Origin of the sequence: Roseomonas gilardii subsp. gilardii, from assembly GCF_023078375.1 — a bacterium.
Classification (GTDB): domain Bacteria; phylum Pseudomonadota; class Alphaproteobacteria; order Acetobacterales; family Acetobacteraceae; genus Roseomonas; species Roseomonas gilardii.
Genome location: NZ_CP095554.1, coordinates 1,728,793 through 1,741,870, shown reverse-complemented (window position 1 = coordinate 1,741,870; position 13,078 = coordinate 1,728,793). Strand labels below are relative to the sequence as shown.

The following is a 13,078-nucleotide window of genomic DNA, read 5'->3' as shown; positions in this document are numbered from 1 at the left end:
GATAGAAACCCCGCAACAACGCCAGCCGCACACAAGGTCCATCCATGCGCAGCACAGCGGATCGCATCCGTCATACCATCCTGTTCGAGATCGTCGGCCTCGCCCTGGTCCTGCCGCTCGGCTCCTGGCTCTTCGGCCTGTCGGTGGAGAAGATGGGGGTCATCGGCGTCGGCAGCGTCTTCGCCGCCGCGATCTGGAACTACCTCTACAATCTGGGCTTCGACCGGGCGATGCTGGCCCTGCGGGGCCGGGTGGAGAAGACGTTGCCCCTGCGCGTCCTGCACGCCATCCTGTTCGAGGCCGGTCTGCTGGTGATGCTGCTCCCGGCCATCGCCTGGTATCTCGGCATCAGCCTGATGGAAGCCTTCGTCATGGATATCGCGATCGCGGGCTTCTACGTGGCCTATGCCTTCGTCTTCAATCTCGCCTATGACCGGATCTTCCCGATCCCGGAGCGGCGGGCACAGGCGGACAGCCTGCCGGCCCGGGCCTGACCCCCGCCAGGAAGGCGACATGCGACAGGCCCTCCATACCCTCCCGGTCGAGACGCCGGGTGCCGGGCTGGTCGAGATGACCACCCCCATCCGCCGCTGGGTGGCGAGCCAGGGGATCGTGACCGGGCTGCTCACGATCTGGTGCCGGCATACCTCGGCATCGCTGCTGGTGCAGGAGAATGCCTCGCCGGATGCGCGGGCCGACCTGGAAGCCTTCTTCCGGCGGATCGCGCCCGAGGCGCGGGGCCTTTACCGGCATGACGACGAGGGGCCCGACGACATGCCGGCGCATCTGCGCGCCGCGCTGACGCAGACCCAGCTTTCCGTGCCGGTGGCCGAGGGGCGGCCGGTCCTGGGCATGTGGCAGGGGATCTACCTGTTCGAGCACCGCGCGGCGGCCCATCGGCGGGAGGTGGTGCTGCATCTGATCGGGGAATGATCGGGGAGATCCTCCGCCGGGCGCGAAGCCGCCATCAGCCCGGATGGGCGGCAGCGCGGGCCAGGCCGGCCCGGATCAGCGCCACATTGCCCTCGGCCCGCCGCCCATCCGGCAGTTCCGCCCCATCCTCCAGGCCCAGCCGGGCCATCAACCCCAGTTCGGCGGCGAGGTCGAAGCAAGGCCAGACGGACCGCCCTTCCCCATGCAACTGGCGCTCTGCACCATGGCCCGCGGCATCCAGCCGGGCCAGGATGGCCTTCGCCAGCACCACGGCCTGATCCGGCGGCAGGTCCGGGATCTCCACCAGCACCCGGCGGCAGCCCCGGTCCAGCGCCAGGAAGCGCTCCGCGTCCTGCACGGAGGCCAGCCCCGCCTCCACTCCGATGCCGGAGGCGTGCAGGGCGTCGATCACCGCCGGAGCATCGGCTTCGGACAGGTTGACGGAAGCCTCCTCGGGCCGCCCTTCGCCCAGCAGCGCCCAGGAGGCGATCATCGCGCGCCGGCGGGCATCGTCGCCCGTAATCCAGGCCCCGGTGGAGACCGAGACCGGCAGGCCGGACAGCCGCGCCGCCCGCACCGTGCCGCCGATGACCTCGGGGGCCAGGCTCTCCGCCAGCCGCAGGTTGCGGGGATGCAGGTGCAGCGCCACGGCCCCGGCCTCGGCACAGGCGGCAGCGTCCCGGGCCACCTCCGCTTCGCTGAACGGCAGGCCGGGATGGAATCCCGGCGGGCGGGCGCCGTTCAGGCAGGCCTGAATCCGCATCAGCCCTGTCCCAGCAGGCGCCGGGCCCACCGCTTCCAGCCCTTGAGGCGATCGCTCATCCGTCCCTCCAGTCCCTCCTCCACCTTCCTCGCCGCACCGGGCCAGCACAGGGCCGCTCAGTGGCCAGCCATGGCCAGGGGCGGCTGCACGTCGTCGGGGATCGGGTTGACGAAGGGCGTTTCCGCCAAGCGGGCCCGATGATCGGCCTTGGCCCGCTCGATCAGCGTGGGGTCCCGCAGCGCGTCCAGGGCGGTGCCGGCCATGACCTTGGCCACGTGCTCCAGGCCCTTATGCGCCGCCGCGGTCTTGCCCTGTGCCGTGAGCTGCCAGGAATGGCCCGGCGTGCCGACGGCATAGGTGGCGCCCCGTGCCTGCACCGTCGGCACCACCCAGCTCACCGTGCCCACATCGGTGGAGCCGAAGCTCTTGGGCTCCGGTGCATCGAGCGGCACGATGCGCTCGCACAGCGCCTCGCCGGGGATCGGCGGAATGCCGGCGCGGCGGTAGGTGGCGGCGATCTCCTCCGCGGTCAGGGTCTTCTGGATCTCGCGCGCGAAAGCCTTGTCCGCCTCGTCGAAGCGCGGCGGGCCGAGGCGCTCGTAGTTGGCGTTCATCGCCTGTTCCAGCGGCGTGTTGCCGACGAGGTTCGCGTCGGCGCTCAGCACCTGGTGCGAGACCGTGGTCTCGGTCATCAGCGCGGCGCCCTCGGCGATCTTCTTGACGCGGGCGACCAGGGTCTGCATCTCCGGCAGGGTCTTGCCGCGCACGAGGTAGCGCACGCGCGCCTTGCCCTGCACCACGTTCGGCGCGATGCCCCCGGCATCCTGGAGCGCGTAGTGCACACGCGCGCCGTCCGGCATGTGCTCGCGCATGTAGTTCACGCCGACATTCATCAGCTCCACCGCATCCAGCGCCGAGCGGCCCAGCTCCGGCGCGGCGGCGGCATGGGAGGAACGGCCCACGAAGGTGAAGTCGATCTCCATGCAGGCCAGCGAGACGGGCTTGGTCACACCGGAGAAGGGCGCCGGGTGCCAGCAGATGGCGATGTCCACGTCGTCGAAGGCACCGCCGCGCACCATGAAGCCCTTGGCGGAACCGCCCTCCTCGGCCGGGCAGCCGTAGTAGCGCACGCGGCCCTTGATCCCGTTCTCCGCCAGCCAGTCCTTCACCGCCGTGGCGGCGAGCAGCGAGGCGGCGCCCAGCAGGTTATGGCCGCAGCCATGGCCTTTGCCTTCCTGCCCCTCGACCGGGCGCGGCTCGGCGATGCCGGCCTCCTGGCTCAGGCCGGGCAGCGCGTCATACTCGCCGAGGATGGCGATCACCGGGCCGTCCTCGCCCGCCTCCCCCATCAATGCCGTCGGAATGCCCGCGACACCCTTCGTGAGGCGGAAGCCCTGCCGTTCCAGCATCTCCGCATGGGCAGCGGCGGAACGGTGCTCGGCATAGTTCAGCTCGGGCGTGTCCCAGACCCGGTCGCTCAGCCCGGCGAATTCGTCACGCTTCGCCTCGACCAGACGCCAGATGTCCTCGCCGTTCTGCATGATCATGCCACCATTCCATGATCCGGGGATGCAGTGCCCCGGGAGTTACGTTCGGAGAAGGCGCAATCTGCTCCCTTCGGGCCGCCGGGAGAAGAGGGGAAGCCGGGGGAGAAGACTCGGGTGGCAGGCGGCCCGAGGCGGGGAAAGGGACAGCCTCGCGGGGCCCGTGCCGTCCCGTCTTTGCGTTGGATCAAGCAATCTCCGCAAAATCCAATCGTTCACAGGAAAAATACCAGTAATACCCGTGCCGCATGGTAAATATGCCTCACGGCCGTGCAGAATTGCCGAAGTCATGTTGACCAATCCCACCACAAGGCCAGCATTGCCCTGCCGAACAGGACCGGGAGTCTTTCATGCTTCTCTCATCACCGGCGGAGCCCACCTCGAACCGCAAACTTGCCTTTCTGGCCCTCGCGCTGGCCGTCTATGCGGCCATCCTGATGCTGCCGACGCCAGCCGGCCTCACCGCCTCCGGGCAGGTGGCGCTGGGCCTGCTGGCACTGGTGATCATCCTCTGGATCAGCGAATGCGTTTCCCCCGCCGCCAGCGCCATCGTGCTGACCGGCATGGCCGTGCTGGGGCTGATGGGGCATCCGCTGACCGAAGGCGGCGCGCCCATGAACTCCTCCAGCGCCCTGGGGGTGATGCTGACGGGGTATTCCTCCTCCGCCGTGCTGCTGGTCGCCGGTGCGCTGTTCCTGGCGGTGGCGCTGAAGCTCACCGGTCTCGACCGGCGCGTGGCGCTGCTGGTCATGTCGAAGGTCGGCATCTCGCCCGCGCGGCTGATCATCGGGGCGATGGTGGTGGGCTTCGTGCTGGCGCTCTTCATCCCCTCCGCCACCGCCCGCGTCGGCGCGGTGATCCCGATCATGGCGGGCATCGTCACCGCGCTCGGCCTGCCTGTCGCGAGCAGCCTGGGCTCCACGCTGATGATCGTCACCGCCATGATCTGCTCGGTCTTCAACATCGGCATCAAGACCGGTGCGGCGCAGAACCTGATCAGCCTGGACTTCATGCAGAAAGCCTTCGGCGTCAACATCTCCTGGGGACACTGGTTCATCACCGCCCTGCCCTTCACCATCGGCATGTGCGTGGCGATGTTCTTCGTGGCGCTGCTGATGCTGCGGCCCCAGGTGCCCGAAGCCGGCGAGGCACAGCGCCTGCTGCGGATGGAACTGGACAAGCTCGGCCCCGTCAGCCCGGCGGAGAAGCGGCTGATGCTGGTCGCCTTCCTGCTGCTCGTCCTCTGGTCCACCGAGGGCTGGCTGCACCCGCTCGATACCACCACCACCACGCAGCTCGGCATCGCGCTGCTCCTCATGCCGCGTATCGGCGTCATGAACTGGTCGCAGGCGGAGAAGCTGGTGCCCTGGGGCACGGTCGTGCTCTTCGCAGCCGGCATCTCGCTGGGCCTGCTGCTGTCCCGCACCGGGGCCGCCGCCTGGCTGGCGGGGGTCACTCTGGGGCAACTCGGCCTGGGCGGGATGACCGTCGCCACGGTGGTACTGGCACTCTCGATCTTCAACGTGGTGCTGCATCTGGGCTTCGCCTCGGCGACCGGCCTCGCCAGCACGCTGATCCCGATCATGATCGCCTTCGCCCAGACCTTGCCCTTCGGCCCGCAGGCCGCCTTCGGCATCGTGCTGATCCAGAGCTTCGTCGTGTCCTTCGGCTTCATCCTGCCGACCAACGCGCCGCAGAACATGCTCTGCTACGGCACCGGTGCCTTCAGCACGATCCAGTTCGCCAAGGTCGGCGTGGTGATGACCGTGGTGGGCCTCGCACTGATCTGGCTGCTGTCCCTCACCCTCTGGCCCATGATGGGAGTGCTGTGAGATGCGCAAGGTCGGGATCATCGGCGCCGGCCTGGTCGGCGCCGCGGCGGGATATCTCCTCGCCATCACGCCCGGGGTGCGGGAGATCGTGCTGGTCGATCTGGACCAGGCCCGCGCGCGATCCGAGGCGCAGGACATCGCCCATGCCGCCGCCTTCGGCGGCACGGCGGAGATCCGCGCGGGCGGCTATGCCGACCTCGCCGGGGCGCAGGTGGTGGTGATCACCGCCGGCACCAGCCTGAAGCCGGGGCAGACGCGGCTGGACCTGCTTTCCGCCAATGTCCATGTCGTCTCGGCAGTGCTGGAGCAGGTGCTAAGGGTGGCGCCGGAGGCGGTGCTGCTCTTCGCCACCAACCCGGTGGATGTGATGCCCGCCATCGCGGTGCGGCGCTTCGGTGTGCCGAGGGGCCGCGCCATCGGCACGGGCTGCGCGCTGGATTCCGCGCGCTTCCGCGACCGGCTGGCGCAGCATCTCGGCGTCTCACCCGGTTCCGTCCATGCCTATGTCCTGGGCGAGCATGGCGATTCCGAGGTCCTTCACTGGAGCGGCGCGCATGTCGCCAGCATGCCGCTGACGCTCTTCGCCGAGAAGCTGGGCCATCCCATCCCACCCGATGTGCAGGCCACCATCGCGCAGGAGGTCCGCACCTCCGCCTACCGCATCAAGGAAGGTAAGGGCGTGTCGAATTTCGGCATCGGCGGCTGCATCGCGCGGCTCACCCGCGCGCTGCTGAACGACGAACATGTGCTGTTCAGCGTCTCGACCTTCATGGACGAGGTTTTGGGCGTGCCGGAGACCTGCATCTCGCTGCCGCATGTCCTGGGCACGCAGGGGGCCTCGGTGCCGTTGCTTCCTCCGCTGGACGCCGAGGAGAACCAGGCCCTCCGCCACAGTGCCGAGGTGCTGCACGATGCCATCCGGCACGGGCTGGTCACCGGCTGACGCCGTCGGCTTCCAGGCCGGCAGAATCCCCGGCGGGCGGCGGCATGCCGTGCCCACCGGGGCTCCGCCCGCATCAATCGCCGGCTACTTCTTCCGCTCCACATTCATGGCAACGGTGTACTCGTCGGCCCGTGCCTCGTAGTTCAGCGGCCCGCGGAGTGCCCAGATGTTCTTCTGCATGTGCAGCGGGATAATCCCGACATCCTCCATGCCGACGCGCATCGCCTGCTTGAAGATCTCCTCGCGCTTCTCGTCGTCCGCCGTGCGCAGGCCTTCTTCGGTCAGGCGGTCCAGCTCGGCATTGGAGTAGCCGCTGAAATTGGTGCTGCCGTAACCCTTCTCATTGTTGCGCGTCATCAGGTTGCTGCGCAACGCCGTGGAGGGCTCACCACCGGTGGCCCAGCCGATCAGCAGGGTGGACATGTCGTTGCGGGACTGCCGCTGCGCGATCACCGCGAAAGGCAGGGCCTCCACGGTCGTCTTGATCCCCACGCGCTGCCACATCTGTCCGATGGCCTGGATGATCTGCGCATCGTTCACATAGCGGTTGTTGGGGCCGATCAGCCCGATGGCGAATCCGTTCGGATAGCCAGCCTCGGCCAGCAGCTTCTTCGCCCGGTCCGGATCGAAGGGCGGCGGCGGCAGGTCCGGCACATAGCCATTGGCGCCCGGCGGCATCATCTGGCCGGTGGCCAGCGGCGCCCTGCATCACCCGTTCGACGATGGCCTGCCGGTTGATGGCGAAGGAGAGCGCCTGGCGGACGCGCAGATCCCGCAGGGGGTTCTTGTCGAGCTTCCGCCCGGAATGGTCAGTGATATAGGGCGAGGAATCATGCGCCATGTCGAGCTTCAGATAGATGCAGCGCAGGCTCGGAATTTCGGAGAAGCTGACACCAGGGGTGCCCTTCAGCCGCGGCATGTCCGGCGGCGGCACGACATCGATCACCTCGACATCGTTGGAGAGAAGCGCCGCCACCCGGACGCCGTCCTTCGAGATGAAGCGGTAGGTGACGTTGGCCCAGTCGGGCTTGTCGCCCCAGTACCCGTCGTTGCGCACCATCACCACGCGGTCGTCCGAGGCGAAGGAGACCAGCTTGTACGGGCCGGTGCCGATGACGGCCTTGCCGTTGTTGAAGTCGCCGGTGGAGACGTTCTCCCCCACGCTCCTGCTGATGATGTAGACTTGGCTGAAATCCTGCGCGAGGAGCGGATACACGCCATCCGTCTTGAAGCGGATGGTGTAGGGATCGACGATCTCCCAGGACCTGGCGCCGCGCGTGTAGATGGAGAAGGGTCCCGGGCTGTTCACGACCTTCGGGACGCGGGTGAAGGTGGCGGCCACGTCCTCGGCCGTGAAGTCCTCGCCATTGCTGAACTTCACGCCACGGCGCAGCTTGAATTCCCAGGTATCGTCGGAAACGAGGTGCCAGGATTCCGCCAGTCCCGGGATCAGTTTCGACTGCGCGTCCTTGTGGACCAGCTTATCGAAGAAATGTTCCGCCACCATATTGTTGGGCGACAGGGTATGGTAATGCGGGTCCAGTGAGGTGGGGGGCGCCGCGACCGCGAGGCTCAGGGAGTTGCCTTGGGCTCTGGCTTTGAAGGCACCGCCGCTCAGCAGGGCAACCGACGGAATGGCAAGAACGGCACGGCGGGACAGCCGGATGGTTTTACGGTCCAAGACGTAAATCTCCGTGGTGCGATGTTGCCTCGTTGGCATGACGGGGCCGTCGCGCTCCGCCAGAACCGGCGGTGTCGCAGGCTACATTGCTGCACGGTAATGGGTGGGTGGTCAACGAATTCGTGAGCGGAGCATCGGCTGCCGCAGGAATTCCATGGCGGGCTGCAATTGTGGAAAATGAATCCTGCCCACAAAGCCGTCATTTGCCTGGCTTCGCTGCTTCATCCGCCGCCATTCCGGGGACCGGGCAGGACGCTTCCTCTTTTCCAGGGTCCTGCGAAAACCTGCCGTGGAGAGGTCCGGGGCGAGAGGTGGTACCTCCCTCCCCGGGCCGGCGTGTGCCGGTCAGAAGCGGTAGCGGATGCCGGCGCCGACGATCCAGGGGTCGAGATCCGCGCGCGCCATGATGGCACCGCTGTTCACCGAGACCGTGGGGTCGAGGAAGAGCTTCTTCGCATCGACATTGATCACCCAGCGCGGGCTGAGCTCATAGTCGATGCCGGCATTCAGCGCCCAGCCCCAGGAATTCTTCACCACCACCTTGTTCACCGGCGCGGTGAGGCTGCCACCCTCGCCATAGAAGACCGAGTAGTTCACGCCGACGCCGATATAGGGGCTGAAGCGCGAGGCCGGCAGCGGGTGGAACTGCGCCGTCACGGTCGGCGGCAGAATCCAGGCATGGCCGAGATCCACATCGCCGATGGCAGAACCCCGAACGGACAGGTCATGCCGGGTGGTGGCGGCGATCGCGTTCAGCGAGAAATAGGGCGTGAAGAAATAGGTCAGGTCGAGCTGTGGCGAGGCGCTGTTGCTCGCATCCGGCTTGCCGCCGATCGCATCCACACGCCCGCCCTTCTCCGGCAGCACACCGATGGCACCGAAACCCAGCACGAGATCCCCCGCCTGCTTGCCACGCACCGGCTCCTGCTGTGCCAGGGCCGGCGTGGCCAGCAGACCCGCCGCCATCGCCACGGCCGACACCATCCGAAAGGTCTTGTTCATCGTCTCTCTCGCGTCGAAGCGGCGCAGTCACCGCATGGGCCTGTTCATAGGCGCCCGTGGCGCCGCGTTCCTTGATCTGGATCACACCGCGGCGGAATGCCGCTTCGAATCGGGCGCGAGATAGGCATCGAAACAGGCCGCGACCTGCCGCACGAAGCGCCGGCCGGCGGGCAGCACCTCCAACCACGCGCCCTCGCGCCGCACGAGCCCATTGCGGCAAAGCGGCAGCATCCGCTCCAGCCCTTCATCGAGGATGGCGCGCATCTCCGGTTCCTGCGCATCGATGTCGAGCCCGAAGTCGCACATCAGGCGCTCGATCAGTGCGGCGCGCAGCCTGTCCTCCCGCGTCACCGCCACGCCGCGCGCGACCGGCAGATGGCCGGCGAGGACCTGATCGCGGTAGCGGCGCTCATCCGTCTCGTTCTGCGCGTGGCCACCCGGCAGGCTGCCGATCGCGGAAGGGCCGAGACCCAGCAGCACCGGTGCGCGATCGGTGGTGTAGCCCTGGAAGTTGCGGCGCAGGCTGCCCTCCCGTGCCGCCTGCGTCAGCGGGTCTCCGGGCAGCGCGAAGTGGTCCAGGCCCAGCGCCTCGTAGCCCATGCTCCGGAGCACGGCCTCGGCGCGTTCCGCCTGTCCCAGCCGCGCGACCACGCCGGGCAGCAGCGAGGCGTTGATCGCCTGCTGGTGCGGGCGCATCCAGGGCACATGCGCATAGCCGAAGACCGCGATCCGGTCGGCGCGGAGCCAGGCGGCGAAGCGGGTGCTGACCTCCACATGCGCGATGGTCTGTCCTGGCAGACCGTACATCAGGTCCAGGTTGATGCCGGCGATCCCCGCCGCGCGCAGCCATTCCACCGCGCGCGCCACCTGTTCCGCGGGTTGCGGCCGGCCGATCCTGGACTGGATCTCCGGCGCGATGTCCTGCACGCCCAGGCTTGCCCGATTGAAGCCCATCCCGGCCAGGGCATCCGCCAGGGGCTCGTCCAGCAGGCGCGGGTCGAGCTCGATCGCCAGTTCCGCATCGCCGCGGAGATGGAAGCGTTCCCGCAGCGCCGCCAGCAGGGCGCCCAGCCCCTCCGCGCCCAGGATCGAGGGGGTGCCGCCGCCCAGATGCAGGTGCGATACCCCGGCATGCGGCGGCAGGGCCTCCGCCAGCAGTGTGGCCTCGGCCAGCAGCGCCTCCGTATAGGCGCGGATGCGCGCTGCCGACCGGGTCGGCTTCGTGTGGCAGGCGCAGTACCAGCAGAGTTCCCGGCAGAAGGGCACATGCACATAGAGCGACAGTGTGTCGCCCGGCCGCACGCCCTGGCGGAGCCAGTCGCGGTAGCGGCCTTCCTCCAGCGCCCCGAACTGCGCGGCGGTGGGATAGCTGGTGTAGCGGGGCACCCGGGCCTCCGCGAGCGCGAGCAATGCGCGATCCTGGGTCAGTTGCTGGGCCATGTCGATGAAGCCGTCCATGGCGCGCCTCATGCGCCCCGGCGCGCCAGCATGCCTTGATCCAGCGCAATGGGCGCTCTGTGGCGCCCCGGATCACGGCCCAGATCACGGCCCAGATCATGTCGTGGGCTTGATTGGGGTCAATGCGGTTTGCCGTCGCCGCCCCTAAGCCCGGCCAGCAGGAGGGCTGAAGATGGTGGAGACGAGACAGCCAGGGGCGCAGCTCTTCCGGCTCTGCGAGCGCTGGCAGGGCGACCTGGACCAGCGCGTCCGCGCCCTGGCCGGGGACCATGCCGCCCTGCGCCAGCTCTGTGACCGGCTGGAAGGGATCGCGGACCGGCTGCCGCATCTTCCGGAGATGGAGGAGAAGCAGACCGTGAGCCGCGAGCTGCGCGTCCTCGTGCCGCGGCACCAGCAGCAGGAACAGGCGCTTCTGGCCATGCTCTTTCCCAGGGCGGGCGGTACGGCGCTGGGGCGCTGCGTCCTCGGCCGGATCAGGGGCAGCATGCGCTGGACGAGCTGCATGCGCGGGATCTGTGCGGGCATCTGGAGGCCGCGCGCGCCGGAGGGCATGCCGAGGATGCCGAGGCGCTGGGCTATATGCTGCGCTGTTTCTTCGACGGATACCGCCGCGCCCTGGCCTTCGAGGAGCTGGCCATCCTGACCCTGGCCCGTGCCCGCCTCTCATCGGCCACGGCTGCCATCCTCTCGGCCAGCCTGGAGGCCGATCCGCAGGGCTGACGGGCCGGAAAGGCTCAGGCGGCCTCGGCCCGTTCCTCCAGCGCCTCGCGGTCGCGGATGGTGACGAGGCGGCCGGCCGGCAGGTCGATCAGCCCGGCGCGCTTCAGGCGAGTCATCTGGCGGCTGACAGTCTCGATGGTCAGGCCCAGCACATCGGCGATCTGCGCCCGGGTCAGCGGCAGGTCGAAGGTGACGGCCCTCCCGCCCCGCGCATCTTTGGGGGCACCCTCCGGAGCCAGGTGCACCGCCATGTCGAGGAGGAAGCTCGCCACCTTCTCCTCCGCCGTCTTGCGGCCCAGCAGCAGCATCCGGTTGCGGGCGTCGTCCAGCGCGGCCAGGGTGCGGCGCAGGAGCAGGCGCTCCATCCGGGCATGCCCCTCCAGCGTCTCCTCGAAGGGCTTGCGGGGGAAGACGCAGAGCTCCGCATCGGTCAGGGCGGTGATGCTGTGCTCGGCGGATTCGGCGAAGGGACGGCCCACGAAATCCGCCGGGTAGAGCAGGCCGACGATCTGTTCCCGCCCATCCGCCGTCGCGGCGCTGAGCTTGAGCACGCCGGACAGGAGGTTGGCGCAGAGCACCGCTTCCTCCCCCGCCCAGAGCAGGGTCTGCCCCCGCTCCAGCTTCCGGTGGCGGCCGATGGCATTGAGGCTGCTCAGTTCCTCGTCGTTCAGGCAACCGCAGAGCGACTGGTCACGGACCTGGCAATCGGCGCATGGACGGTGAATGGTGCAGGCCCCCCGGCTGGACCACGGCAGTATAGCGGGGCCGGGAAGGCTTGTGGCAAGGAAAGGCCCGCCGGGGGCGCATGGCCCCCGGGCGGTTACCCCATAGCGGTCACCCCATAGCAGTCACCCCATACCGGCGCACAGGCCCGGCGGAAGGAGCGGAGGCGGCCTCGCCGGCCGCCTCGGGCCCTCAGTGGGCCGTATGAGTGTCGCTCTCGTCGCGCGGCAGGTGGAACTCCAGCCACATGCCGTTCAGCACCCCGAAGGTGACCGCCAGGCCGAGGCCCAGCACCCAGGCGAAATACCACATGGATCTTCGTCCTCAGTAGAAATGCGGGTTGGCGGCGATGTCCCGGCTGGTCACCCGGCCCCAGAGCACCCGGTACACCCAGGCGGTGTAGACGAGGACGATCGGCAGGAAGATCACGGTCACCACCAGCATGATGAACAGGGTCCGGTGGGAGGAGGAGGCGTTCCAGACCGTCAGGCTGGAGGCCGCGTCCACCGAACTTGGCAGGATGAAGGGGAACATCGACAGGCCCACCGTGCTGATGATCCCCAATGCCGAGAGGGAGGAGCCGAGGAAGGCCGGCACCTCCCAGCCCAGGCGGATGCCCAGCAGCGCCAGGGCGGCCCCGCCGAAGCCCAGCACGGGGGCGATCTTCATCCAGGGATAGGTGCTGTAATTGTCCAGCCAGGCGCCGGCCGCGGCGACGGTGCCGGAGCGCAACGGGTTGGAGAAGCCGGCCGGATCCACCACGCCGCTCAGCCGGAAGCCCATGCCGCCATGGGCGATGAAGGCCCAGCCGGCGGCGAAGAGCAGGATCGAGGCGATCGCCGCCACCGAGCCATAGGCGCGGGCGCGGTCATGCACCGGGCCGTGCTCCACCTTGATGCTCAGGAAGGCCGCGCCGTGCAGCACCAGCATGGCCACCGAGAGCAGGCCGCAGACCAGGGTGAAGGGGGTGAAGAGGCCGAGCAGGCTGCCTTCGTAGAAGGCGCGCAGGTCGCCATCCAGCCGGAAGGGCACGCCGCGCAGCACATTGCCCACCGCCACGCCGAAGACCAGCGCCGGGACGAAGCCGCCGATGAACAGCGCCCAGTCCCAGCGCGCCCGCCAGGCCGCACCGGGCCGCTTGGAGCGGTACTTGAAGCCGACGGGCCGCAGGATCAGCGCCGCCAGCACCAGGAACATGGCGAGGTAGAAGCCGGAGAAGCTGACGGCATAGACGAAGGGCCAGGCCGCGAAGATCGCGCCGCCGCCCAGGATGAACCAGACCTGGTTGCCCTCCCAGGTCGGGCCGATGCTGTTGATCACCATCCGCCGCTCCACATCCGTGCGGGCGACGAAGGGCAGCAGCGCGGCGACACCCATGTCCCAGCCATCGGTGAGGGCGAAGCCGATGAGCAACACGCCCATCAGCCCCCACCAGATGACCCGCAGGGTCGCGTAGTCCAGGGGAAATTCCATGACCCG

The 13,078-nt window shown here is 68.6% G+C and carries 13 protein-coding genes and 1 pseudogene; 5 read left to right on the top strand and 9 right to left on the bottom strand.

Features of this window, described 5'->3' with window-relative positions:
- The first annotated feature begins 44 nt into the window (after window positions 1-44).
- On the top strand, window positions 45-494 hold the full coding sequence (locus MVG78_RS07805; RefSeq protein WP_247559697.1) for a PACE efflux transporter: 450 nt from the start codon (window positions 45-47) through the stop codon (window positions 492-494).
- 19 nt (window positions 495-513) lie between these two features.
- A complete protein-coding gene (locus MVG78_RS07800) occupies window positions 514-933 on the top strand; it encodes a secondary thiamine-phosphate synthase enzyme YjbQ (protein ID WP_247559695.1) in 420 nt (139 codons plus the stop codon).
- Between the two features lie 34 nt (window positions 934-967).
- Here MVG78_RS07800 and MVG78_RS07795 read toward each other — a convergent pair whose 3' ends face one another.
- Window positions 968-1,696 carry a 3-keto-5-aminohexanoate cleavage protein gene (locus MVG78_RS07795; protein WP_247559693.1) on the bottom strand — a complete coding sequence of 243 codons (729 nt, stop codon included), beginning with the start codon at window positions 1,694-1,696 and terminating at the stop codon, window positions 968-970.
- Between the two features lie 116 nt (window positions 1,697-1,812).
- Window positions 1,813-3,237 (bottom strand): M20 family metallopeptidase, encoded by a 1,425-nt coding sequence (locus MVG78_RS07790; protein WP_247560346.1) that lies wholly within the window; start codon window positions 3,235-3,237, stop codon window positions 1,813-1,815.
- 353 nt (window positions 3,238-3,590) lie between these two features.
- Here MVG78_RS07790 and MVG78_RS07785 point away from each other — a divergent pair, with 353 nt between their 5' ends.
- Complete coding sequence (locus tag MVG78_RS07785) at window positions 3,591-5,072, top strand: SLC13 family permease (RefSeq protein WP_247559691.1); 1,482 nt, start codon at window positions 3,591-3,593, stop codon at window positions 5,070-5,072.
- Window position 5,073: 1 nt separating this feature from the next.
- A complete protein-coding gene (locus MVG78_RS07780) occupies window positions 5,074-6,015 on the top strand; it encodes a lactate/malate family dehydrogenase (RefSeq protein ID WP_247559689.1) in 942 nt (313 codons plus the stop codon).
- 84 nt (window positions 6,016-6,099) lie between these two features.
- On the opposite strand, the gene MVG78_RS21510 is transcribed toward MVG78_RS07780, so the two are convergent.
- The 4 genes and pseudogenes from MVG78_RS21510 to hemN form a co-directional block, all read right to left on the bottom strand.
- A complete protein-coding gene (locus MVG78_RS21510) occupies window positions 6,100-6,693 on the bottom strand; it encodes an ABC transporter substrate-binding protein (protein WP_282615068.1) in 594 nt (197 codons plus the stop codon).
- 73 nt (window positions 6,694-6,766) lie between these two features.
- A pseudogene (locus MVG78_RS21505) lies at window positions 6,767-7,522 on the bottom strand (ABC transporter substrate-binding protein); the annotation flags it as partial.
- A 519-nt stretch (window positions 7,523-8,041) separates the two neighbouring features.
- A complete protein-coding gene (locus MVG78_RS07770; RefSeq protein ID WP_247559687.1) occupies window positions 8,042-8,698 on the bottom strand; it encodes an OmpW/AlkL family protein in 657 nt (218 codons plus the stop codon).
- 81 nt (window positions 8,699-8,779) lie between these two features.
- Window positions 8,780-10,156, bottom strand: coding sequence for an oxygen-independent coproporphyrinogen III oxidase (hemN, locus tag MVG78_RS07765; RefSeq protein ID WP_247559685.1), 1,377 nt, complete (start codon window positions 10,154-10,156; stop codon window positions 8,780-8,782).
- Between the two features lie 172 nt (window positions 10,157-10,328).
- Here hemN and MVG78_RS07760 point away from each other — a divergent pair, with 172 nt between their 5' ends.
- Window positions 10,329-10,799, top strand: a complete 471-nt coding sequence (locus MVG78_RS07760; protein ID WP_247559683.1) for a hypothetical protein — start codon at window positions 10,329-10,331, stop codon at window positions 10,797-10,799.
- Between the two features lie 91 nt (window positions 10,800-10,890).
- Here the strand turns inward: MVG78_RS07760 and MVG78_RS07755 are convergent, their stop codons facing one another.
- The 3 genes from MVG78_RS07755 to cydB form a co-directional block, all read right to left on the bottom strand.
- On the bottom strand, window positions 10,891-11,454 hold the full coding sequence (locus MVG78_RS07755) for a Crp/Fnr family transcriptional regulator (protein WP_247559681.1): 564 nt from the start codon (window positions 11,452-11,454) through the stop codon (window positions 10,891-10,893).
- A 337-nt stretch (window positions 11,455-11,791) separates the two neighbouring features.
- Complete coding sequence (cydX, locus tag MVG78_RS07750; protein ID WP_247559679.1) at window positions 11,792-11,911, bottom strand: cytochrome bd-I oxidase subunit CydX; 120 nt, start codon at window positions 11,909-11,911, stop codon at window positions 11,792-11,794.
- Between the two features lie 12 nt (window positions 11,912-11,923).
- Window positions 11,924-13,072, bottom strand: coding sequence for a cytochrome d ubiquinol oxidase subunit II (cydB, locus tag MVG78_RS07745; RefSeq protein WP_247559677.1), 1,149 nt, complete (start codon window positions 13,070-13,072; stop codon window positions 11,924-11,926).
- Window positions 13,073-13,078: the final 6 nt, after the last annotated feature.